The sequence below is a fragment of the Bacillus sp. S/N-304-OC-R1 genome, assembly GCF_019749375.1.
In the GTDB taxonomy this organism is placed as follows: Bacteria; Bacillota; Bacilli; order Bacillales; family Cytobacillaceae; genus Cytobacillus.
Genome location: NZ_JACWFE010000021.1, coordinates 119437 through 143672, shown reverse-complemented (window position 1 = coordinate 143672; position 24236 = coordinate 119437). Strand labels below are relative to the sequence as shown.

The 24236-nt window shown below is 37.9% G+C and carries 14 protein-coding genes and 2 pseudogenes; 12 read left to right on the top strand and 4 right to left on the bottom strand.

The genetic code is table 11. The annotated features are described in order from the left end of the window. The first annotated feature begins 144 nt into the window (after nt 1-144). On the top strand, nt 145-651 hold the full coding sequence (locus H0173_RS16730; RefSeq protein WP_221847654.1) for a hypothetical protein: 507 nt from the start codon (nt 145-147) through the stop codon (nt 649-651). An 89-nt stretch (nt 652-740) separates the two neighbouring features. Here H0173_RS16730 and H0173_RS22555 read toward each other — a convergent pair whose 3' ends face one another. Continuing rightward, nucleotides 741-2492 carry an ABC transporter ATP-binding protein gene (locus tag H0173_RS22555; protein ID WP_221847653.1) on the bottom strand — a complete coding sequence of 584 codons (1752 nt, stop codon included), beginning with the start codon at nt 2490-2492 and terminating at the stop codon, nt 741-743. A 196-nt stretch (nt 2493-2688) separates the two neighbouring features. Between H0173_RS22555 and H0173_RS16720 the strand changes: the two genes are divergently transcribed. The 3 genes from H0173_RS16720 to H0173_RS16710 are packed head-to-tail and all read left to right on the top strand — an operon-like array spanning nt 2689 to nt 7516. After that, nucleotides 2689-4149 (top strand): ABC transporter permease, encoded by a 1461-nt coding sequence (locus tag H0173_RS16720; protein ID WP_221847652.1) that lies wholly within the window; start codon nt 2689-2691, stop codon nt 4147-4149. Nucleotides 4150-4165: 16 nt separating this feature from the next. After that, nucleotides 4166-5674: an ABC transporter permease gene (locus H0173_RS16715; protein ID WP_221847651.1), complete on the top strand. Its 1509-nt coding sequence runs from the start codon at nt 4166-4168 to the stop codon at nt 5672-5674. A 27-nt stretch (nt 5675-5701) separates the two neighbouring features. Next, on the top strand, nt 5702-7516 hold the full coding sequence (locus tag H0173_RS16710) for an ABC transporter substrate-binding protein (protein WP_221847650.1): 1815 nt from the start codon (nt 5702-5704) through the stop codon (nt 7514-7516). Nucleotides 7517-7682: 166 nt separating this feature from the next. On the opposite strand, the gene H0173_RS22375 is transcribed toward H0173_RS16710, so the two are convergent. From H0173_RS22375 to H0173_RS22805, 3 genes and pseudogenes are all read right to left on the bottom strand, one after another. Then, complete coding sequence (locus H0173_RS22375; RefSeq protein WP_260631229.1) at nt 7683-7817, bottom strand: hypothetical protein; 135 nt, start codon at nt 7815-7817, stop codon at nt 7683-7685. A gap of 550 nt (nt 7818-8367) precedes the next feature. Further along, nucleotides 8368-8970 carry a DEAD/DEAH box helicase gene (locus tag H0173_RS22810; protein WP_396021256.1) on the bottom strand — a complete coding sequence of 201 codons (603 nt, stop codon included), beginning with the start codon at nt 8968-8970 and terminating at the stop codon, nt 8368-8370. 78 nt (nt 8971-9048) lie between these two features. Continuing rightward, a pseudogene (locus tag H0173_RS22805) lies at nt 9049-10502 on the bottom strand (TOTE conflict system archaeo-eukaryotic primase domain-containing protein); the annotation flags it as partial. 427 nt (nt 10503-10929) lie between these two features. On the opposite strand from H0173_RS22805, the gene H0173_RS16700 reads away from it, so the two are divergent. From H0173_RS16700 to H0173_RS16670, 8 genes and pseudogenes are all read left to right on the top strand, one after another. Then, entirely contained in the window at nt 10930-12783 is a 1854-nt protein-coding gene (locus H0173_RS16700) for a bifunctional metallophosphatase/5'-nucleotidase (RefSeq protein WP_221847649.1), read from the top strand. Nucleotides 12784-12952: 169 nt separating this feature from the next. Continuing rightward, nucleotides 12953-14095, top strand: coding sequence for a glucosaminidase domain-containing protein (locus tag H0173_RS16695; RefSeq protein WP_221847648.1), 1143 nt, complete (start codon nt 12953-12955; stop codon nt 14093-14095). 687 nt (nt 14096-14782) lie between these two features. Beyond that, nucleotides 14783-15445, top strand: coding sequence for a hypothetical protein (locus H0173_RS16690; protein WP_221847647.1), 663 nt, complete (start codon nt 14783-14785; stop codon nt 15443-15445). Between the two features lie 15 nt (nt 15446-15460). Continuing rightward, nucleotides 15461-16657 (top strand): efflux RND transporter periplasmic adaptor subunit, encoded by a 1197-nt coding sequence (locus H0173_RS16685; protein ID WP_221847646.1) that lies wholly within the window; start codon nt 15461-15463, stop codon nt 16655-16657. A 103-nt stretch (nt 16658-16760) separates the two neighbouring features. Then, the gene (locus tag H0173_RS16680; protein WP_221847645.1) at nt 16761-20222 is read left to right on the top strand and encodes a S8 family peptidase; all 3462 of its coding nucleotides are present in this window, start codon (nt 16761-16763) and stop codon (nt 20220-20222) included. A gap of 190 nt (nt 20223-20412) precedes the next feature. Beyond that, nucleotides 20413-20673, top strand: a pseudogene (locus H0173_RS22910) (bifunctional 2',3'-cyclic-nucleotide 2'-phosphodiesterase/3'-nucleotidase); the annotation flags it as partial. Beyond that, a complete protein-coding gene (locus H0173_RS16675) occupies nt 20659-21255 on the top strand; it encodes an anthrax toxin lethal factor-related metalloendopeptidase (RefSeq protein WP_483862201.1) in 597 nt (198 codons plus the stop codon). The pseudogene H0173_RS22910 and the gene H0173_RS16675, both read left to right, overlap by 15 nt. Before the next feature lie 289 nt (nt 21256-21544). Further along, a complete protein-coding gene (locus tag H0173_RS16670) occupies nt 21545-24022 on the top strand; it encodes a phosphodiester glycosidase family protein (protein WP_221847644.1) in 2478 nt (825 codons plus the stop codon). Nucleotides 24023-24236: the final 214 nt, after the last annotated feature.

Here is a 24236-nt window from a genome sequence, read left to right as displayed (position 1 = left end):
GCTGTAATTTTAAACAAACGTTTGATTGAGTGAACGACTATAAAAAGAGGTAAATTTTTGAAGTGTTTCGTACAATTTTTGAATATTTGCTTTATAATAAATATTTATTGAGAGGTTAACTTTAAAAAGAAAGAAGGTATTCTAGTGTCTGAAACTGCGAAGCTGTCTCAATGGACTGCTATTTTACTAGAACGTGTGCGGAGATTTGGCTTATCAGATGAGGTACTGCTTGCTTGCAGTGCTGCCGGAGATGTTACGCCGTTAAAAATCGCTGAGGAGCAATATTATTCTTATGATGAATTTTTCACTTATGCAAAAGCTCATGGTGAGGATTTAGAAGCAGCTATTCAAAATGGATACAAAATGAAGTTTAATACATCAGGCGGAATCCAGACGTGGTTAAAAGAAAGATTTGAATTAGTACCAGATCGTGATTACAACTTTATCCCTGGCAAACTAACAAACATAACGTTAAAAGCGGCAGAGGCAAAAATCCTTTTTAACGTTTTAGCAGGCAATTGGGTTATGCTTATAGGTGCTGATAACAATGAGTATCTGGCTGATGCTCAGAACCTTGATGCTATTGCAAATACTGAGGTTGTGAAAGTTCATCTAATTATTCGCTCGGAATATAAGGCAAGTGGAGAATAAGTAATGAGGAGCAAGAAGAGGCATGCTTTTTCTTGCTCCTTCTATGTAATTAAAAAATCCGCCCCTAATGAGGGACGGACTTTCCGATCTTAAAAGTATATGGGAACTTTCGGCATTGCCACCCAATGACCTTCTGATACTTCAACAAGCTCGGACTGACTTAATTGGTATTTATCTTCATCTGTTTGCTCTTCCATTAATATTCTTTTCTTCTGCCTTTCAATTTTTGGATCGGGAATGGGAATGGCAGATAGCAGTGATTTTGTATATTCATGCTGGGGGTTGGAGTATAGCTCTTCACTTTCAGCTAACTCCACAATCTTTCCGCGATACATCACTGCGACACGGTCACTAATATGCTTTACCATTGAAAGGTCATGGGCGATAAATAAATAGGTTAAGCCAAGCCAATGCTGTAAATCTTCTAACAATGTAACCACTTGTGATTGAATCGATACATCCAATGCAGATAAAGGTTCATCACATACGATAAATTTTGGCTCGACAGCTAATGCACGGGCAATGCCAATCCGCTGGCGCTGACCGCCTGAAAATTCATGAGGGTATCGAAGCGCATGAGCTGGTTCAAGTCCTACCATATCAAGCAGTTCCTCCACTCTTTTCTTCCGTGCTTCTTTACTAGTTGCTAGTTTATGAATATCTAATGCCTGTCCGATTATATCCAGCACCTTAAAGCGCGGGTTCAGGGATGCATATGGATCTTGGAAAATCATCTGCATATGGCGGCGCATCATCTTCATTTCACTTTGAGTCAGGCGATTAACGGGGATTCCTTGATATAAAACATCTCCGCCTGTAGGCTCATGAAGCCGTAAAATTGCCCGTCCTGTTGTAGATTTACCGGAACCGGACTCGCCTACAAGCCCTAATGTTTCACCTGGCTTAATCCCGAAGCTGATATTATCCACTGCTTTCAAAATATTCCCTTTACCTAAATCAAAGTATTGCTTAAGTCCGTGAACATCAAGCAATGGCTTGCTTGTATCTGTTCCAGGGATGATAAGCGGGGCAGGCTTTGGTTTCTTTTTCTCGTTCAGTTTAGGCAATGAATTTAGCAGTTTAAGTGTATAGGGATGCTTTGGAGATTCGAAGATTTCTTCAGTCGTTCCAGTCTCTACGATTTCTCCATTTTTCATGACAGCAACACGGTCACACATACCCGCTACGACACCAAGATCATGGGTGATTAATATGATCGAAGTACCGAATCGCTCCTGCATAATTTTCATTAGATTTAAGATTTGAGCCTGTATGGTTACATCAAGTGCAGTGGTTGGTTCATCCGCAATTAATAGAGTTGGGCGGCAGGCAAGTGCTATGGCAATCATAACCCTTTGCCTCATACCGCCAGAAAATTCATGAGGGTATTGGTTATAGCGTGTTTCACTATCACGGATCCCGACTAATTTTAATAATTCGATCGCTTGATTTTTCGCTTCTTTTTTCGATAACTTTTGGTGTTTGATGAGGCTTTCAGCTATTTGCTTTCCAATCCGAATGGTTGGGTTCAATGAAGTCATCGGGTCCTGAAAAATCATACTAATATCCCGGCCTCGTATTGCTTCCATTTCCTTTTCTGTTTTATGAGATAGATTTTCTCCTTTAAAAAAAATTTCCCCATCTTTCAAATAGGAAGGAGGGGAAGGAAGCAGCCTCATTATGGACCTTGCAGTCACACTTTTACCGCTCCCAGATTCCCCGACAATTCCTAAAGTCTCGCCCTTTCTGACCTCGAAGCTTACACCGCGAACGGCTTCAAACTCCTGATCACGTGATATAAAAGATACTCTTAAATTATTAATCTGTAATATTTGTTCCAACGGTACACACCTGCCATCTAAGGGGATGATTTTTGATAATTGTGATTTTTCAGTGAAAAGGATATATTTATTATATTATAGGTAAACATTCATATCATTGTAAATTTATCTAGATATTGACTTTAATATGTATATAGAATTAAAATATACTATACCGGTCGGAATAATGCAATATATGGGAAAGGAGGAAATCCTCATGGAAGTTGTCAAGGCTGCTGAAACAAATGGGCTTAAGAAAAGCATTCGATTTTCTGAGACTTTAAGCCGATCTTACTTGAAAATGCAGCTGCATCCGGCTTATAAATGGTTTATTTTTATTCTCGGTCTTCCGGTTCATCTGATTGTATTTTTTATTTACTTGAGCAGAAGAAAAGGGGATACATACTCATCCTTGCTCAGGGAACAAGAGAACGAGCTGGCTGAAGCAGGCTTAGGGGAACAGCTGAGGCAACAGTATAGTGATCAGATATCTCGGAAACAAGCATTTTTCGGACAAGAGCAGGATAAACTCAAAACAGATCAGCTAGCTGCAAAATGGGCAGAGGAGCAATTTCAAAAAATAGCCGTCGAAGCAACAGAAAAACTTCTAGAACAACAAGGACATAAAAGATTAACCTATTCAACTTTCTTTCAGTCGCTTATCGGGAATCCGCTTTTTCTATTTATTACGTTTTTGCCTGGATTGCCTATGTATCTTCTAATCTTTATACATAGCAACCCCTATTTGAAGTACATTTTTGAACGGCTTGTCATGAGTATATTCGTCATTGTTGGTGTCGCGTTTTTCGTTTTCACGATTTTATATATTTCGCCTTTCGATCCTGCAGCTAACATATTAGGGGTAACCGCTACTAAGGAACAAATAGCGGCCTTTAATCAAATTTACGGACTTGATCAGCCTTATTTAACTCAATTATGGAATGCCATGAAAGGGATATTTACGTTTGATTTAGGAGCTGCCTATTCCGGTAATGAAGAGGTTGCTGCAAGTATTGCTAGAAAGTTCCCGATTACTTTAACCCTTACGCTTATCGCTTTAACGATGGCTATCGTTATTTCAATTCCGATTGGAATCATATCTGCAACAAAGCCAAATTCTTTTTTTGATTATACATTTATGTTTGTGGCTCTTATCGGACTATCAATCCCTAACTTTTGGCAAGGACTTATCTTCATCTTGAATTTCTCGATTAAATTACAGTGGCTGCCGGCAACCTTTAACCCGCAAAATTGGCTATCTATCATCATGCCAGCAGTAGTTCTTGGCACGGGTCTAACAGCTTCAATAGCAAGAATGACACGTTCGGCTATCCTTGAAGTAATTAATGAAGACTACATTATTACTGCGAAAGCCAAAGGACTAAACAAACGACAAGTATTATGGAAGCATGCAGTAGGCAATGCAATGATTCCTGTTATTACTGTTATTGGCCTAATGTTTGGAGGCATGCTTGGCGGAGCAGCTGTAACAGAAAAGGTATTCAATATTAGCGGTATTGGCAGCTATATTGTAGATAAGCAATTTATACCTGATATACCGAGTATTATGGGTGGAGTTGTCTATATTGCTATTACCATTTCCTTAATTAACTTATTAATCGATATCTTGTATGCGTTTTTTGACCCTCGCATCAGATCAAAAATGAAACAATATTAAAGCAGGTGTAAAGAAGATGTCTACTAATATGAGGGTAAATGAAAGTTATTTTAAGCAGTATGCACTAAAAATATCTCCAGAATTTAGACAGGCAAGCTTTACTTCTGTCACTTCGCTTGCCCTGACTGTTATATTTCTGTACAGCAGCTTTAATTTTGCCGAACATACAATAAATCCTTATGTGTTTGGCGTATTTGCAGCATATGCTCTTTTTACACTTGTTCAAATTGTTATTACGATAAAAATTAAGCAAGATCTTAAAAAGACAGGCTATATTCGGCAATCAACAAGAGTCCTAGGGTACTTCCAGCTCTTGAGTATCTTAACTGGAAATATTTTTATCGTGACCTTCGCCTTCCAGCTAGTTAAAAAGGAGAAATCACCCGAGTATATTTTTGCTTTTTATATGCTGCTTACCGAGTTATTTATTATAGCGGTGTCAGCCCTAAATTTATTTAAGCCATATGTTTCAGATCCTTTTCTGCCATCCATGGGTATCCTGCTCATCATTACGGTATTTTATCTGCTCGTCTTTATCTTGATTGCAATGGGAAATCCGGGTGAGGACAGATGGAAGCTACCTGTTGGCATCTTTTTAGTACTGACTGTCTTAACTGGAAACCTATTTGCACTTGTATTAGGCATTCATTTGATTAGTGAGAAATTTAGAAATGATCACACGAGTATTGGAAAGTGGTATTCCGTTTGGGAGAAGATTTCAAATAATACTACTTCCATGCTGGGACTGTTTTTTATTATCTTTATTTTTTCAATTTCCATTTGCAGCTATTTGACTTTTGATTACAGCATGGCGGTAGAAAATGATTATAGTGCCATTCTTCAGGTTCCGAGCCTTTTATATCCACTGGGAACAGACAACTTTGGCAGAGATTTATTTTCACGGATTGTTTTCGGTGCAAGAGTATCTCTTATAGTTGGGGTCCTATCTACTCTTATTCCATTTTTGATCGGAGGATTCCTGGGAGCTATTTCTGGCTACTATGGAAATCGAACAGACAATATTATTATGCGTTTGCTTGATATTCTGTACGCTATTCCTGGCATATTACTAGCCATTGTTATTATTGCTGCGTTCGGTTCAAATACTGTCACTCTTGTCATCGCGCTTAGTGTTGGATCGATTCCAACCTATGCCAGAACGATGCGTGCGAATGTTCTGATGGTATCAAACTATGAATATGTTGAATCTGCCCGTGCACTTGGAACAAGTAATTTTTCAATTGTTTTTAAGCATGTTGTTCCAAATTCGCTTGCTCCTATGATCGTTAAGTCCACACTTACTATTGGTGGTGCAGTCATTGCAACAAGCAGCTTAAGCTACCTGGGTTTAGGGGTAGAACCACATATTCCAGAATGGGGAAATATCTTGAAAATCGGTAGTGCCTATCTTGAATCTCATTCCTTTTTGGCTATCTATCCGGGGCTCGCTATTATTGCCCTTGTCCTTTCTTTTAACTTCTTAGGAGATGGGCTTAGGGATGCACTCGATCCAAAGATTGATTAATATTTTTTACTTACAGGAGGTATATTTATGAAGAAATTAATACCGCTGCTTCTTGCTTTTGTTTTAATGCTGGCAGGATGTGTGAAGACAAAATCTGATGTGGCTGCAAAACCTGAAGGAGATTCTAAATCAGGTGGTACTTCTACTGAACAAGTTGAAATTGAATTACTTGGCATGAGCAGCAGTGAGGAAGATTTAAACATTCTTCGTGACCAGCTTGTTAAAAATGGATTTAAAGTAAAGCTTAACATTCAACCAGACTATGGCAGCTTTAAAGCTCAGCAGGATGCAGGAAACTTTGATGCAGCATTATCCGGCTGGACAACAGTTACGGGAAATCCTGATTACGCTGTCCGCTCGCTGTTCAAATCGGGGGGAGACTATAGTATTCTAGCGGACCCTGAGATCGATAAATTAATTGATAAAGCCAGCACTCAAACTCGAGATGAATATGTAGAAACATATAAGCAATTAGAGCAAGTTCTTGTATTTGATAAAGCTTATATTGCACCTTTATATATTTCTTTAAAAACACAGGCTGTAAACAAAGATGTTTTAAAGCCTGAATCTGTTAGACTTTCAAAATCCCGTTCTCTTGCATGGGAAACAATTGATTTTAATGATGCTTCTAAGCGTGCAACTGAACCGTTAACTCTTTCACAGACGAATCCGACGTTAACATCTCTCGACCCAATCAAAGGGAATGACGGATCTATCAACATGATTAACACCAATATGTATGTACGTTTAATTAACTTAACAGATGATGATAAAATTACATCTGATGGCTCGCTTTCTCTGAACTACAGTATAGGGGAAGGTAACGGAGAGTATTATTTCATCCTGAGAGATGATATTAACTTTGCGAAAATCACTGATAAAAAAGCGGTTGATACTGGTGAACGCGTCGGTGCAGACGATGTTATTTTCTCTTTAAACCGTGCAAAAAATAAGGACTCTGTACCGGATCACCGCACATACAGCTTACATGAGCATATTAAAGATGTAGAAGTTGTGACGGATTTAAGCGCTCTTGATCAAGTGAAACAATCAGGCGGCAGCGAGTCAGTTAAAGCTGCACTTGAAAATGGCTTAGATGTGAAAATTTCTGAACTGGTTGCAGATAAAACACAAGCTAATAACAAAGAAGGTAAATACCAAGTTGTAAAAGTAACAACAACAGAACCATTCCCGCAAGTGCTTAACTATTTAGCACACCAATCTGCTGGAATCGTTTCTAAAAAGCAAGTAGAGAGCATCAACACATATGACGTTGCCACTTTTGATGTAAACAAAGACATTCCGTACGGAGATCAGAATACAGTGACCGAAGGGGATAAATATAACAACACATTATATACAAGCGGTCCTTACATTCTTTCCTACAAGAACGATTATGAAGCGATTTTCTACAAAAATCCAGGTTATATGAAGGGAACAGAACATGAGCCAAAGATTGAAAATATCAAACTTCGGTTCATCAAAGATATGGACAGTTCACTTTCTGCTCTTCGTAATGGAGAAATCTATGTACTATACGGTGTTCCGGAAAATAAACATGATATCGTTGAGAGCGACAGCAAGTTAAAACTTCAAAGCATGGAAAGTAATGGCGTATCCTACCTGCTATTCAACACGGCAAATCGTGAAGTGGCTAAGAGTGAAGATTTAAGGAAAGCTGTTCTTTACTCAATAAATCAAGACGAAATCCTAAGCTACTACCAAGGCAAAAAGATCAAAGCTGTTTCAACTGTTAGCCCGCTTGTTAAAACTGGAAATGAGTTTAAAGCAGATCCGGCTAAAGTGAAAGTGTTCTTGGAAAAATATAATTCTAGTAAATAATTCTATAATTCTTAATTGGACCGGTGCATTTTGTACTGGTCTGTTTTTTTGTTTAGGTGGGCTATTTCATTCCCAGATTAAACGCTGTAATACCCTGAAAGTTATTTGTACAAGATTGGTAGTTCTAGAGCCTGGTTATCTATCAGTGGAGAAATGACGTCCAGGACTAAGCAACTTCTTGAGCAAGTTGTCTGTCATCAGTGAAATGACGTCCAGTTAGCTTGTAGCTTGAGTGAAGTTGTCCGTCATGGCTGAAATGACGACCAGGTAAGCTTCCATCTTGAGTGAAGTTGTCCGTCATCGCTGAAATGACGACCAGGTAGCTTCCATCTTGAGTGAAGTTGTCCGTCATCGCTGAAATGACCACCAGGTAAGCTTCCATCTTGATTGAAGTTGTCCGTCATCAGAGGAATGACGACCAGGAAGCTTCCATCTTGAGTGAAGTTGACCGTCATCGTTGAAATGACGACTGAGTTAGCTTCCATCTTGATTGAAGTTGATCGTCATCGTTGAAATGACGACCAGGTAAGCTTACATCATGATTGAAGTTGACCGTCATCGTTGAAATGACGACCAGGATAACTTCCATCTTGAGTGAAGTTGTCCGTCATGGCTGAAATGACGACCAGGTAAGCTTGCATCTTGATTGAAGTTGTCCGTCATGGCTGAAATGACGACCAGTTTAGCTTCCATTTTGAGTGAAGTTGCCCGTCATCAGAGGAATGACGATCAGATTACCCATATCTTGAGCAGAGCTATCAAGTCATCAGTGAAATGCAGAATTGGTTAACCATATTTCTTTTTCGAAAATCTAATTTAACGGTCAATTGTTGAATGAAGTCCAGTCCTGATTAAAACAATCTCATTTGTTCCGTTTGTTCTAGTCCATCGTCCAGCTTATATCCAAATGACTTGTAGCCTGTCATTCTTTTTTCAAACATTTTTTTCAACAAAGTGATTTTTATATCGACGTAATCAAAAACTCGCACTTCCTCTTTGCCAGTATGGATTCGGTGGAGGCGCCCAACATATTGCTGGAGCGTGCCTTTCCAGGAAATAGGCATAGCTAGAAATAGAGTATCTAATCTTGGATCATCAAAGCCTTCTCCGATATACTTTCCGGTTGCAATTATGAGTCGTTCTTCATGATCGGGAATTTGAGTAAGGCGTTTAAGTTCCACGGTTTGTTCTTTCTTTGTCAGTTTTCCTGATAAAACAATAATGTTTTTAGCGAAGCCTTTAAATTGCTGTTCCAAAATTTCTAGATGCTCTATTCGTTCTGTTAAAATCATAGGAGAACGACCTGCTTCTAATTCATGAAGAACATCATTGAATAGTTGCTGATTACGGAGTTTATTTACTGATATTTCATTATATAAATCCTGAATGTTAGTTGAAGCTGAGGAAAAGATTGTCTTTTTGATAAATAATTTTTGTTTAAAAGGGCTGACCATGGATTGATTTTTGGCATCAGCTTTATAACGTATAGGACCACACTGCATAAAAATAATCGGATGCAGCCCATCCTTTTGGCTAGGGGTGGCGGTTAAGCCGTAAACATGTTTTGCACGAATGCTTTTAAGAGTTTTTTCAAAACTCACAGCCGAAATATGATGACATTTATCCACAATTACTTGACCATATTGAGTTATAAAAGCTTGTATTTCCCCTTTTGAACGAAGGCTCTGGATAGTTGCAATATCAATTTTGCCGGTTAATTTTTTCTTGTTTCCACTAAATTGGCCGATCTCTTTAGGGGAGATATTTAAGAAAAAAGCTAGTTTTTCTATCCATTGGGTAAGCAGCTGGGTACGATCCACAATAATCAATGTGTTCGTTTTTCTTTTTGCAATTAATGCCGCCGCAAGGACTGTTTTTCCAAAACCAGTAGTAGCAGAAAGCACTCCATTTCCATGGTTGAAAAGTTCATTAACTGCCTCTTCCTGCTGAGGATGAAGGGTTCCTTTGAATAACACATTTACGTTTTCGCCCCCATACTGCTCATCAATAAACTCGCTTTCGAATGAATTTTCCTTAAATAGAGATTTCAAATCCTCCAAGCAGCCTCGCGGTAAAATAATATGTTCGGAATCTTCATCTGCACAGGTAATAAATTTTTGTAATTTATATGTGGACAACCTTTTAGCTTGGGCTTTATAAAATTCCGGATTATTAAATGAAGCAAGGGAAATAATTTTTGTATAAAGCGTAGATGGGATGGTTTCTTTTCTAATATACAGACCGTTTTTAATATAAATTGAGATCTTTTGAGGACTGGGCTGAATAGATTTGAGATTCTCCAAGGCAGAATTATTTAATTTGCTTATGAAGAACAAAATATCTTTCTTTGCTAGTTTCCTAATAGATGATAAATACATCCATTGATCCTGATAAGCGATAAAATTTTTGTCTACAAATACACTGTTGCCTGCCTTTTTGGATTCCAGCTGCAATGGCAGGGCAATTAAATTACCAATACCTCCTTTCGGAAGAGTATCTTGATTAGGAAACATTCTATCAAAGGAATCCATCCCAATTTCATGCCTGTTCTCTAAAGCTTTTAAAAGAAGTGCTTCCCCGAAGCGTCTTGCTAATGATGCAGAAATGCTCTCAGAGAAAAAGATCCAAACATGGCCGCCATTTCCTGATCGTGATCTTTCAATGTGAACGGGAATATTAAAGGCTTGACATGATTGAATAAAAACAGAGACATCTTCTTGCCAATGCTTTTTATCAAAGTCAAGAGCCAAAAAGGTACAGGTTTCATCTTTTAATAATGGATAGATCCCAATTGTTTTTCTCCCGCTTAGATGTTCGAATAAAACATGATCTGTTAGAGATAGTAATGTTCGGTGCTGACAGCTGTTGCACTTGACTTCAGGCTTTCTGCAATTGGCTTTTGCCACTCAAGCTTACAAGCTGGTGTATATCCGGATTTTCCATCTTTTGATTCCCAGCGGATGGCATATACGTCTGTACGTCCCATAAACAGTGATTTGAAAAGGTTAATTTTTTCTTGAGGGGAAGGATCTGTTTGTTAAAATGTGCTTCCCTGAGATAATTGAATCTGTTGGCTTCCGCTGTTGCATCAAATTTGCTAGTAGACTTTTTAAATAGTCATTTTCCTTTTTTAGCTTAATTAATTCATTTTTAAATATGATCCTCTGTTTTCATAAAGAAATTCCTCTTAACAAATTGATAGTATAGTGTCAATTTTATCTGAAAATTAATATTTTATTCAAATCCATTTATTTCTTTTACAAAATGAGTACAGTGCTCAGGTTTAAGAGATTTGTTCTATTTTATCAGTTTGTTTTGTAGTAAATTATTACTAAAATTACAAAACAATTACCAAATTATCTTAATAATCATATATAATACTAGTGAAGTTGAAAACTATTAGGAGGTAAACCATGCAAAGATTTAAAAAAGGTTTTGCTATTTTAGTTTCATCATTAGTAGTTTGGTCTGGTTTTGGTGGCCAGAGCTTTGTTAACGCGGAGGGGACTGCAGCTGCGGATACAAAGAAAATTACCATTTTGCATACGAATGATACACATGCACGTGTAGAGGAAGCTAGCAATGACGGCATGGGATTTGCTAAGATCTCAACACTAGTTAAACAGTTTGAGAGTGATAATCCGAATACACTTTTACTAGACGCTGGGGATACATTCCACGGAACGACTTTCGCCACATTAACTCAAGGTGAAAGCATTGCGGAAGTACTGAATAAAGTAGGTTATGATGGAATGGCAGCTGGTAATCACGACTTTAACTATGGTTATCAAAGATTGCTAGAGTTAGAAAAGAAAGTAGTTTTCCCTGTTTTAAGTGCTAACGTGCGTAAAGCAGATGGCACATTACTTCTAAAACCATACATGATTAAAGAAGTAGATGGAATTAAGCTAGGTATCTTTGGTCTATCTACTCCAGAAACACATTATAAAACACATCCGAAGAATGTTGAGGGCTTAACTTTTACAGATCCGGTTGTGGAAGCTCAGGCTATGGTAAAAGAATTAAAGGCTCAAAACGTCGATATGATAATTGCTGTAACTCACTTAGGAATTGATGAGTCGAGTACAGATACATCTATTAAAGTAGCAAAGGGTGCTCCTGGAATTGACTTAATCGTCGATGGTCACAGCCACACTACTCTTGTAGAAGGCTTAAAGGGCGAAAATAATACATTAATCGTAAGTACTGGAGAATATACGAAGAATCTTGGTGTTGTTGAGCTAACTTTTGAAGGCAAGAAATTAGTAGACAAACAAGCTAGATTGATTAAGAAAGAAGAGACAGCTGATGTAAAGCCTGATCCAGAAGTGGAAAAGGTCATTAAGGATATTCAAGAATCACAAAAAAAGGTTCTATCAGAAGTCATTGGAAAGACAGCAGTAAAGCTAGACGGTGAACGCGAGCAAGTTCGTAAAGGTGGAACAAATCTGGGTAACCTGATCACAGATGCGATGATTGATATGACTGGTGCAGATGTTGCCGTTACAAATGGAGGCGGAATTCGTGCGTCCATCAATGCCGGAGACATTACAAAAGGGGATGTTGTAACCGTATTGCCTTTTGGGAACTACATTGTGACGAAGAAGTTAACGGGTGCACAAATTAAAGCTGGACTTGAAAATGGTGTTGATTCTTATCCGGAATCTAAAGGAGCCTTCCCTCACGTAGGCGGGTTAACTTTTGCGATAGACACAACACAAAAAGTTGGCGAGCGCGTTCATTCGATGAAAATCAATGGACAGCCTGTTGATCTGAATAAAAAATATTTAGTGGCAACAAATGATTTCATGGCTGCAGGCGGAGATGAGTATACATCCTTCAAAGACAGCCCAATTGAAAATGAGTTTCCTGCTTTAGATGAAGCACTAATTGCTTATATCCAAAAGCTTGGAACAGTTAACACAAACTACGAAGCGCGTATTGTAGAAAAGCCAGTTGAAAAAGAAGAACCAAAAGAAGAAACGAAGCCAGCTCCAAAAGTATACTGGAATGGCCTATTAATGAAAAAAGGTCAAATTGGCCGTGTCGTTATTGAAAAACCTATTAATCTATGGAAGCGCGACACAAACGATAAGCTCACTTTTGTTCGTGTTCTGAATCCTGGCGAAAAATACAGAGTGTACAACTTTGATAACAAACACAACGGACAATACGGTGTTGGCGGAGGTTACTTCGTGACGAAGATGGAAGGGTATGTTAAATATGAAACTCCTTCTAAGAAGAAACTAGCTGAGTTAAATAAGTAAATTTATTTTATTTTTGGAGAAGAGAGTCTAGGACTCTCTTTTTTCAATTTGAAAGAACATAATTTCAAATATTTTCCTTGAAAAAGCTTGTCTAGTATCACTTTTAGTGACACTATTAAAAGTGTAAAATAGAAACTACTAATTTTTATTATTGTTAAGGGAGAGAAAAATGAAAAAGGCATATTTTTTGCTGTTTGTGTTGTTATTTAGCTTGGTTATTCCTAAAACAGCAGCACATGCATCTGAAGAGAAAGTATCGATAACTGGCAGTTCAATCCTAACCGCTAAACAAATGGGCGATTTTGTGTTATTCAAATATCCCGAACCTAAGTTAACAACTGTTGATATTTATAGATTAGCAGATTTATATCTATCTTTAGGTCGTCAAGAAGGAATTCGAGGGGATATTGCTTTTGCTCAGGCCATTTTGGAAACGGGATATTTTCAATTCGGTAAAGATGTTCTACCGGAACAGAATAATTACTCGGGGATCGGAGCTGTCGGAGGCGGAGCACAAGGTGCTTATTTTAACACACCTGAAGAGGGGGTAAGAGCACAAATTCAGCATTTGAAAGCCTATGCCAACACCGAACCTCTTGTCACGGAGAAATTAGATCCTCGTTTTGATTATGTAAAACGTGGAATTGCTCCATACTGGACAGACTTGAATAATCGCTGGGCAGTGCCAGGAGATCAATATGGAGAACGGATCCTCGCCATTTTTTCTGCAATGAAGGCGATCAATATGGAAATTCCGAATGTAGGCAGTACATGGACATCTAAGTTGCCGGCAGCTTCCGTTTATTTAAAGGCAGATATGCCATTAATTAGTCCGGATGGAACGGTTTCGAAGGTTTTGAAAAAAGGATACTCATATAAAGTATTTGGAACGATCGGAAACAACTATAATTTAGGCGGAAACTACTATATTGCCGCTAATAGCAGTAAAATGAGTGTTTATATTGGGAGACTGCACATTAAAAACAAGGATATTAATCTATACCGTCCGGATGGAAAAGTCCATCGAAAGCTCATACCAGGAGAACTAATCAAGGTGTTTAGCTTTGACAATAACGCTTACTATGTTGGCGGTGGCTATTATATTCAGAAAAATACAGGTGTATCTTTTTATAAAGGTACCATTCAAATGACTGCTGATAGCCCGCTATATGATTCCAATGGAGTTGTAGCAAAAACACTGAAAAAAGGTCAAGTTTTTAGAGTCTATGCGATCCTAGAAAATAGGCTAGATCTAGGTGGCGGTTTTTATCTGGACTATGATAAGCAGAAACAGGTTTACACTAATAATTAATTATTCGATCAAAACACTGGAGCACGGGGCCAGTGTTTTTTACATGGTTATACTTTTATTAATCAAGTAATTTCTAGTTAATAAAAAGAAATGTTGAATTTTGATGAGGGCAACTCGATTTATTTGAATAGGGAGGAACGATGAAGAAATAACTGCCGACGGATTCCGATAAACAGATTAATTGGACAAGCTTTGTGCAAGAGCAGCTGTCTCTGGCCGATAAACAGATATATTGGACAAGCTTTGTTCAAGAGCCGCCGTCTCTGTCCGATAAACGGATTTATTGGACAAGCTTTATGCAAGAGCAGCTACTCCTGTCCGATAAAAAGAGTTATTGGACTGCTCCGAATCAAAATCAGCAGCCTGTGTCTTAGAAAAAGTATTAATAGACAATCTACAAAAAAACGAGCTCTTAGGCATAATATGGTGGGCCTAAATGGACTCGAACCATCGACCTCACCACCAAATCTGTCCAATATCCTCATTAAAAACTATTTCAACGACGAACTACTAAAAAATAAATCCACTACCCCTGTCTCAAACTTCACCAAATCCCCCAACCGAGAAAAATATCCTATAAACCTAATATGAATTATTACCCAATTTTACAAACCTTATAGTTTAAAAGGGAATTATTTCTAATTATGAGCTAGAATGAGAGGGTAGCTTATATTTGGAGGTAAGCCTATGGATTTGAATGTGCAACTATTGAAGGGACTTTTAGCCCCAAACACACTTGTTTATCAAATTATGAATGCTGAAAAGGTAAGAGGGCTCTGGAAAAAAGCTGCGTTGCTATGCTTCATGAGTATTATTTTGTATGCCCTTTATGGCTTTTATGGAGTGGGGATGGACTTCTTAACTAAAGAAATAACAGAGTTTGATATGAAAGAACTGGAAACTATGAAACTTCTTGTCATTGTGGGACGTCTAATTTGGGGAGTGATCTATTCGATACTCGTCCTTTTCGGTTTTTCAGTGATTCTTTGGGCCACTCTTGATATGTCCTACATCAAAATAGTAGTTGTTCAGCTATTTGTCCTTTGTATCCTCTTATTCGAAAAAGCGGTTGTATTGCCGATCTGTATTTTGCTTGGAATTGGTTTAGAAGCATCACCGTTTTCCATTGGTGTTATAGCCAGATATCTCTCAACTAGCAGTATTTTAGTTTATTTCTTATCCCATTTTTCTCTCTTTAAGCTTTGGGCTGTAATTTTTCAATATAAAATTTTGAAGGGCTTAAGTGAAAGAAATCCAAAGACCGTCTTAATCATGATCATTATTGTGAACCTGTTAATCTGGCTTGTCTCCTCGTTATTATCTTACCTTGAGATTGAAAGGCTGATATAGGATGGGGGGATCAGGATGAAGAAACAACACAAACTCATTGTCGTAGCGATTATTTTTTTATTCATTGTGGGGAATCTGTTTTTAATTTTAAAAGAACACTCAAAGATTGAGCGTGCTGCCTTTATTAAAAGTTATTCTCCAGCAGAAAAGAAAAACATCAAGGAAACTTTACATACTGAAGGAATAGTAGCTCCTCAAGAAGACTATCATTATTATTATGATCAGAAAATGGGTTCCTTTAAGCAGTTTTTGGTAAAGCAAGGTGAAACCGTAGAACCTGGGATCCCATTATATGAATATATTTCTGCTGATCTAGATGCTGATATCGCTAGGCTGGAAGCTGAGAAAGCTAAGATTGAAAATGAAATCATAGCTTTGGAAAGACATATTACAGAATTAACTAGGTATAAAGATTCCTTATATTTTGATGAGGAGGAAAAGACAGTTGGGCGCTCCATTATAAATAGTGTGGAGCAAGATATTTTTAATAAAGAACTGCAAGCCGACTTGCTAAGGCAAACAGCGATTAAATACGATCAGGAGCTGCAAGCCACCCAAACGAATGAAGGTAAATTCATCGTTTATAGCGAGGTCAGCGGTATTGTTAAAGATATAAATACAGAACTTAAAAACCCGCTGCTTACCATTAGCTCTGAAACCCGAATCATTAAAGGAAGCTTACAGGAAGAGGATAGGTATAAAGTTAATAGAGGAATTCATGCTGTTATTTCTACTGAACATATAAAAGGAAAACGAAATGGCACACTATCACAAGCTGACGATATACCGGACAGCTCCGTATCGGAAAAAGATAGCCTGTATCCATTCACTATTGAATTAGAAGAAGATGTACCTGAATTGCTGCAGGGCACCCGTGTAGGTGTGACTCTTGTAACGAGAGAAGTGAATGGCGCCATTATGATTCCTGAAACTAGTGTTTTTAAAAGGAAATTTGTTTGGGTTATTACTACGGGAGGAGTACTAGAAAAGAGGGAGATAAAAATCGGACTGGAATCAGGCAATTATGTACAAGTTCAATCTGGGGTTGAAAAAGGAGACCTGATTGTCAACAAACCGGATTCGATAAAAAAAGGCGAGGGCCCAGCCATTATATCCCCTATGAATCTTTCGTATTTGAATCTATCAAAACTAGGCCAAATGAGAAAGAAACATATTTTCAAATATATTTTAAAAGGGCTTGCAATGAGATAAAAAAGGAAGTTGTCGAATTTCATAAAAAGTTTTGTTATGGTAATGGTTGCTATTTTTTTACATATGTATGTACGATAGGGTTATAAAAGAGAAGGGGGATATTATGAAAAAATGGGTTAGGAATGCTTTTACAATAACTGTGGGGCTCGGTTTGTTTTCTAGTAATCTAAGTCCTTCCATCGTAGCGTCTGCAGAGTCTGCTAAACAATTACAGAATGTTTCTGCAATTGAAGTTAGTAGTCCTCATCTTCAAAGCAAACTAGATCAAATGAATGAAAAGGCGCTTAGTGATGATACTTTTATTATCAAATATACCAAGCCGCTATCACCTGCAGAGCATAGAATGGCTGGTGGCACACTTGTAACGAATATACCATCACTTAATTATGCAGTAGTGAAGGTGAAAAACAAAAAGGATCTGCAAAAGGTAATGCTAAAGTATAGAAGTTTAGCACATGTGAATTCAGTTAATCCATCTGCTTTATACAAACCTGCGAGCACTCCTGATCCAAAGGTAAGCGAACAATACTTTATTGAGATGCTAAAATTAAATCAAGCTCATAAGCTTGCTGGGAAAAATACTGTTACAGTAGCTGTGATTGACCAAGGAGTGGACATGCAGCATCCAGAACTAAAAGGGAAGCTGCTTCCAAGCTATAATGCTGTTAACCCAATGAATCAGGGGACGCCTGATTTTCATGGAACGCATGTAGCTGGCATTATTGCTGGAAATAAAGATAATGGAATAGGCGGATTCGGAGTGAATCCAAATGTGAAAATCCTTCCTATTGATGTTTTTGATCGCAGCTGGGGAGCCTATGACTATGCAATCGCCCAAGGAATTCTCCACGCTGTAGAAAAGAACGCAAAAGTTATTAACATGAGTCTAAGCGGACCAATGAAATCTCCTCTAATCGAAGAGGCGATTAAAAAGGCACGGGAGAAGAATATTACTATTGTTGCAGCAGCCGGTAATACAGGAGATACAATGGTAGGCTATCCAGCTGCATTTGAGGGTGTCATTAGTGTCGGTTCAGTTGATAAGTCTAAGAAGTTGTCTAGCTTTTCATCGTACGGTTCATCCGTAGACATTGTTGCTCCAGGGGATGAGATATATAGTACAATCTACGAATCAGAAAAGAAATCAAGCTTCCGTGAAATGAGCGGTACATCGATGGCCTCACCAATGGTTGCAGGTGTAGCCTCACTATTATTATCGAAGTATCCTAATCTTACTCCGACACAGATCGAGTATATATTAGAACATACTGCAGACGATTTGGGAGACCCTGGCTTTGATATTAAATACGGGAATGGGCTTGTGAATCCGGTTGCAGCATTGAATTATGATATTAAAAAGCTCCCTGCCTTCATAACTAAGCCATTTACAGATAAAGATATTGCTGAAAATGCCACAGCCGTAGACTTAACAAAAACAAGTGAAGTAAAGGGTGCAATTACGAAACCATTTGAAGAAAAGTGGTACTCTGCAGAAGTGAAAAAAGGGGAATATGTTCAATTATTCTTAGAAGGCTCCAAACAATATGATTATAAATTAATGATTAATCTTCAGTCCCAAGAGGGTAAGGACAAGCTTGACGTTAACGATGTCATGGACGGAAAAGTAGAGGGAAAACTCTATAAGGTTCCTTATACAGGAACGCTTTACTTTGGTGTAAAGGATGTAAATGGAAACTATGATGATTCCAATAAACAACAATCTAAATTTACGCTAGCAGTAAAAAAATATTCGGTATTGCCTGAAGATGAATCAACATTTGAAAAACCAATACAAATTGAAGTTCCTTACGATTCTTCAAAAGAAAAATTCACGTTAATTGGAGACGAAGGAGACAATGATTACTTTACATTTACAGTTGAAGAAGAGCAGGTAATCAAAATCGATCTTTCTGGTATACCAGGAGTCGATACTAGTTTAAGTGTTTACGAGATATTTAAAATGCCTCCTCCTGAAGAAGGAGAAGCTGCGTATGATTTCGAAATTCCTGCCATGAAGGAGGACCAACAGGAACCAACTTTCTATGCAAACAGCAAAGGGAAGAGTGAAGGAGAAACCCTATCATTTCTTGCGCGTCCGGGAACAGAGTATTTCATTAAGGTCTCAAATAAAGTCAGTAACTATTTTGGTATTTTTGACTTTTTCATGAACTGGAATATGCTTCAGGAAAAGCAAACGCCTGAATCATCTGCGATTCCTTATGTATTGAAGGTTCAAGGAAAAGTTCTTCCTCCTGATGAGGATTCATTGCCATTAATTCATAGATTCGAAGAAGGCAGTACGCTTGAAAAGCAAAGAGAACTTCTATTAATGGATCCGGTTGAAGAAGAAATCGATTATACAGAAGTGATTAAGAATAACGCTCTGCCATATAATATTAATGATGAGGCAACCGGCTATTTGCAATCATTAGAGGATGAAGACTGGTTCACTGTTACTCCAGGGGAAACGGGCATATATGAATTTACTTTAGATGCAAAAGATACAACAGTTCCAATATTTAGCATGTATCAAATTAGAAAAGAAAAAGATCGCGATGGAAAAGAATTTTCCTACATGGAACAGATCGCTTCAAATGAATATTCATTCTGGATGAATGGCCGTTTAGATGAACGCTTATATACTGGCTTTAAAAAGAATGAAACCTATTTTATTAAATTAAATTCGAATTACTATAACCAATCCCTTTCATTTGATCCTTATAAGTTTACTTCTAAACTTATTGTGAAAAATCCTCAGGATAAATATGAGGATAATGATAAATTTGAAGAGATAAAAAATCTTCCTGCGAATGTGATTGAAGGCAATTTTGCAATGCCATATGATCAAGATAATTTCTATTATGAAAGCAAGTCTGATGATATTTATGGCATGACTTTAGAAAGAAAACAGGTTAGCGATCAATTTAAGGCTCAATATCCAAAGGAACTTTTAAGTCCTTTCTACGGCATGATGGTCGTTTACGAGGATACAAACAAAAATCGCAAGCTGGATGATGAAGAAATAAGAACGGCGCAGTACATGGAAAGAGGAGCCATGACCGGAAAAACGTATGGTTCATTTAGAATGGAGAAAGGGAAGAATTATATTTTCTCTATTTCAGCTTATTTCGACTGGCCAAGCAGCTTCTCGCTCATTCCATATGTATTATCAATCAATCCTGTAAACAAGAATGACGAGGATAAGGGATCAGTAGTCAAAAATAATATCCCATCTAAGCCAATTGAATTAAAAACAATTTCGGCTAATCATTTGCAGGCTGTAGGGCATTTAAACGCAGGTGTTCCATATGGAGATGAAGATTGGTATGTGTTAAAGTTAGACAAAGCCACAAAGGGTAAAATTGAGCTCGAGGCAGGTATTGAGATTGATGGTGTGATCTCACTATATAAAGATGGAAAGCTCATCGCCACAGCTGATTATTACCCAGAAGGGGATAATGAAATCTTAAACTTTAATTTAACAAAAGGCACGTATCATATTAAAGTTCGTGATGTGAACGGGAATGCCACCCTTAACCCTTATACTTTAAACGTCTACAAATAAGCAAAACACAAAGGTCAGCCCATTTATTAATTAGGGCTGGCCTCTATTATTTAACTAATGGGGTCAATGAAAATTACTATATCTATCAAGCATTCTAAGATAAAATAAAGGAGGGGGGATATCTGTGAGAAGGCTATTATATTTGTTTGCTATAATTGTTTTATTTATTTCCATAAGTCCTTTGAAATCACAAGCTGCAACTGTATATTGGGATGGGGTAGAGCTTAAAAAAGGGCAAATTGGCCGTGTAATAGTGGTAAAGCCAATCAATCTCTGGAAAAGAACAGAAAGTGGCCTTCAATTCGAACGATTGCTTCAACAAGGGGAAACCTATCGAGTCTATCGGATGGATGATCTTTATGGAGGGCAGTATGGAGTAGGTGGAGATTATTATATTACAAAAGTGGATGATCATGTCATCTATGAAACTCCTTCTATATCAAAGAGAAAGCTGCTTGACTGTAATCAGGAGTGTCTGGTCGATTCGGTCGTTGTTTTACCACAGACAAATTATGATACGAATGCGGTGAAACAAATAAAAGGAAGGCTGCAAGCCTTGCCTGAATCCGTGCTAGTTCAGTTAATCCAGCAGAATATACACATCCTTCTTGTAACTGGCCCAATAACAGAAACGAAGGAATACGCCCATTTAAAAGGAGTTGTTCCCCGAGGCTGGGAAAATTTAAACAAGACATGGGATGATGTACCTGGAATTGGCGGTAATAAAAATGTGGTAGTCAGGATTGGCTATAGTGAAAAAGGGAATGGGCATGGCTCCATAAACCTAGAGCTACATGAACTTGCCCACTCGATCGATAGTATATTAAAAAATCATATATCGGCTACTGCTAAATTTACTTCGATATGGAACCTAGAAAAAAAGAAGCTCTTTCCAAATGAAGAATATTTCAATCTCTATTCAGAGGAATACTTTGCTGAGTGCTTTGCTATGTATTACCGGGATAAGGATTCAAGGAAAAAACTGCAAACATTTGCACCGCAAACCTATCAATTTATTGAAAATATTAAATAGTGATACTCTTATTCCCCTCACACTCGAGGGGGTTTTTATTTGTTCTCACAATAAATCAGCGTTATTAGAAGGGCCAATGAGCTAAAGAGAAAGCGGGAAATCTTTGAGCACCCTAAACGATTAGTATAGGAGAAAAGTAATGTGTAATCATTCGTTATACAAAACTTCTTTCTTTCAACAAATTTCACAAAGAAAATTATAGTCCTATAGTCGTTTTATGGAGTTAATTGTCCATTTTTTTGGCAAAATGTCATATAATAATAGAATAGTATAACGAAGGAGAGGAAAAATGGGGAAAAAGTGGATTGTTAACTTAGTAGTAGCTGCAGCATTGATTTTGGGACTACATACGCCTGCTCAAGCTAGCGAGGTAAAAGTATATTGGGATGGGCTGTTAATGGTTAAAGGGCAAGTCGGCAAAATTAAAGTCCTAAAGCCTATTAATCTATGGAAAAGAGAAGGGAACAAGCTAGTATTTACACGTGTTTTAAAGCCTGGTGAACAATATCGTGTTTATCGTTATGATGATCTTTTTGGAGGTCAGTATGGACTTGGCGGAGGCTATTATATTACAAAAATAGCAGGCTATGTGGATTATCGGACACCTTCTAAGAAAAAGCTTGCGGAGCTTGAAGCTGCTTATGGTGGAGGCAGCAGTCAGGTTAAACCGATAGGAAAACTATCAATCGGGACGGTAACAGAGCAAAAATCGAAGAAAATTGCTCCCGGGGTAACGGAAACACAGCTTTCTGTTGATAGCAATCGCGGAAAACAAAAGATTTATACAGTTGAATATGATGGAAAAACAGAAAAAATCAGTTTGGAAACAGCATTGGCTAATGGCCAAATGTTTGGTTTTGAAACGGTAGCCAGTCAGGCTAACAAGGCGCAAACCGAAAATAAACAAGTTGTGGCTGGAATTAACGGAGATTACTTTGATAAAAACGGCCATCCAGTTGACTTAATGATTCAAAATGGGAATATCGTATCTACTAGTCAAACGCCAATCAATGAATTAGCAGTTTTCGGGATAACTAGTGCTGGTAAGCCGATTATTGGCAGTCCTCAACTATCATTATCAGTACAAATCAATGGACAAGAGCCATATAAAATTAATTCTGTGAATCGTACTAGAGCAGCTAACCATCTTGTTCTTTATACACCTTCATTTGCAAGCTCAACAAGAACAAATGATTTAGGAACAGAAGTGGTTGTAAAAATAGATGCTGGTCAATTGAATGGACATAGTGTATTAACAGGTACAGTGACTAAAGTTGCTGCCAATATTGGAAATGCTCAGTTAAATGATGGAGAATTTGTTCTATCTGGTCATCACTTTGCCAGCGACTATTTACAAAAAGTAAAAGAAGGTGACAAAGTAGAGGTAAAGGCTGAATTTTCTCCAAGTGAATGGAATGACGTAGTAGAAGCCATTAGCGGACGTTACCATTTGGTGAAGAATGGTGCGATTGTTCCGCAAGATGTTCCAGGTGTGCATCCTCGCTCAGCTATTGGAATTAAAGCAGATGGCGGAATTGTAACAGCAGTAGTTGATGGGCGCACCACTCAAAGTGTAGGTCTGACATTACCGGAGATGGCCTCTGTTATGAAGGATCTTGGGGCTATTCATGCCTTTACTTTCGATGGAGGCGGTTCATCAACCATGGTCACTAGGGATTATGGGAATGATAAAGTAACCGTTGTAAATACCCCATCTGACGGCAAAGAACGTTCCGTATCCAATGCTTTACTATTTATTAGCCAATGGCTAAAAGGACCACTTAATCAACTTATTGTGAAGCCGGAAGAATTGACACTGTTTGCTGGAGCTACCTACAAGGACTTAGGTATTACTGTAAAGGGTATGGATCAGTTCTATAATGCAGTACCAGTTACACAGCCAATCGTATTCTCTTCGCCGGCATTGAAGAAAAATGCTGATGGAAGCTACACGGTTGTGACAACCCTAAGTCAAAGTGAAATTACTGTGGCCTCAGGGAATATTAGCAGTAAGCTTAAGCTTAATATAATCAATACGCTAGAAAGTATTCAAGTAGATGAGAAGGATATAATTGTTGAGAAGAACAACGTCTACACCATCCAGCCAAAAGGAATCTATAAAGGAAAAACAGTGATCACCGATCCTGCACTATTTAAGTGGAGTGTAACACCTAATATTGGCACAATTAATAATAAAGGTGAATTCAAAGCGGGTGCAGTGAATGGAACAGGAACCATTACGGTTTCTCACGGTTCTGTAACTGCAAAGATTAATGTAACAGTAGGTACACCTGAGCCTATTCTTCTAGAAGGGTTTGAAGGTGGAATTGCTAACTATAAGGCATCAGGAGCAAGATATAACAGCGTAAAAATTGATAATGAGACAGCTATCATTAAAACCGGAAAAAATTCTGTAAAGTTAAGCTATGATTTTTCGGGAACTTCAGGTACTTCTGGTGCTTATGTAGATGCCGTTAATCCATTAGCGATTAAGGGATTACCTAAGAAGATTGGTATGTGGGTTTATGGTGATGGACAAGGACATTGGTTAAGAATGCAGCTGAAAGACGCAAATAATCAAGAAATCCAGCTTGATTTTACAAAGAACTTAGATTGGACAGGCTGGAAGTATGTTGAAGCACCTGTTCCACAAGATATTAAAACACCATTACGAATTGACGTCCCAGTACGTTATATGGAAGTAAATGATGCTAATAAAAATAGTGGTGTCATTTATATAGATCAGATTCAAGCGGTCTATAAGTAAAAAGTGTTGAAGGGCAAATTTCTCATCAGTCGGGATTGACGGTGCAACCCAATCCCAGATGCTGAGGAATAGGCCCTTTTAATTGAAACTTTTTATAAAGACAATCTAGCGGTCTATAAGGGAAAAGGGATGTAGGAAATGTAAAGATTCTGACAGTGATAAAAATTGTTATGGACATCTGTTTGATTTGTCATTTATGATGTGATACGCTAGT

Excerpts from the sequence above, each read along its gene's own strand:
- H0173_RS22810 (WP_396021256.1), bottom strand. The coding sequence starts at position 8,970 with ATGGTCAGCCCTTTTAAACAAAAATTATTTATCAAAAAGACAATCTTT.
- H0173_RS16720 (WP_221847652.1), top strand. The coding sequence starts at position 2,689 with ATGGAAGTTGTCAAGGCTGCTGAAACAAATGGGCTTAAGAAAAGCATT.
- H0173_RS16680 (WP_221847645.1), top strand. The coding sequence starts at position 16,761 with ATGAAAAAATGGGTTAGGAATGCTTTTACAATAACTGTGGGGCTCGGT.
- H0173_RS16690 (WP_221847647.1), top strand. The coding sequence starts at position 14,783 with ATGGATTTGAATGTGCAACTATTGAAGGGACTTTTAGCCCCAAACACA.
- H0173_RS16685 (WP_221847646.1), top strand. The coding sequence starts at position 15,461 with ATGAAGAAACAACACAAACTCATTGTCGTAGCGATTATTTTTTTATTC.
- H0173_RS16715 (WP_221847651.1), top strand. The coding sequence starts at position 4,166 with ATGTCTACTAATATGAGGGTAAATGAAAGTTATTTTAAGCAGTATGCA.
- H0173_RS16695 (WP_221847648.1), top strand. The coding sequence starts at position 12,953 with ATGAAAAAGGCATATTTTTTGCTGTTTGTGTTGTTATTTAGCTTGGTT.
- H0173_RS16670 (WP_221847644.1), top strand. The coding sequence starts at position 21,545 with ATGGGGAAAAAGTGGATTGTTAACTTAGTAGTAGCTGCAGCATTGATT.
- H0173_RS16710 (WP_221847650.1), top strand. The coding sequence starts at position 5,702 with ATGAAGAAATTAATACCGCTGCTTCTTGCTTTTGTTTTAATGCTGGCA.
- H0173_RS22375 (WP_260631229.1), bottom strand. The coding sequence starts at position 7,817 with ATGACGGACAACTTCACTCAAGATGGAAGCTTACCTGGTCGTCATTTC.
- H0173_RS16700 (WP_221847649.1), top strand. The coding sequence starts at position 10,930 with ATGCAAAGATTTAAAAAAGGTTTTGCTATTTTAGTTTCATCATTAGTA.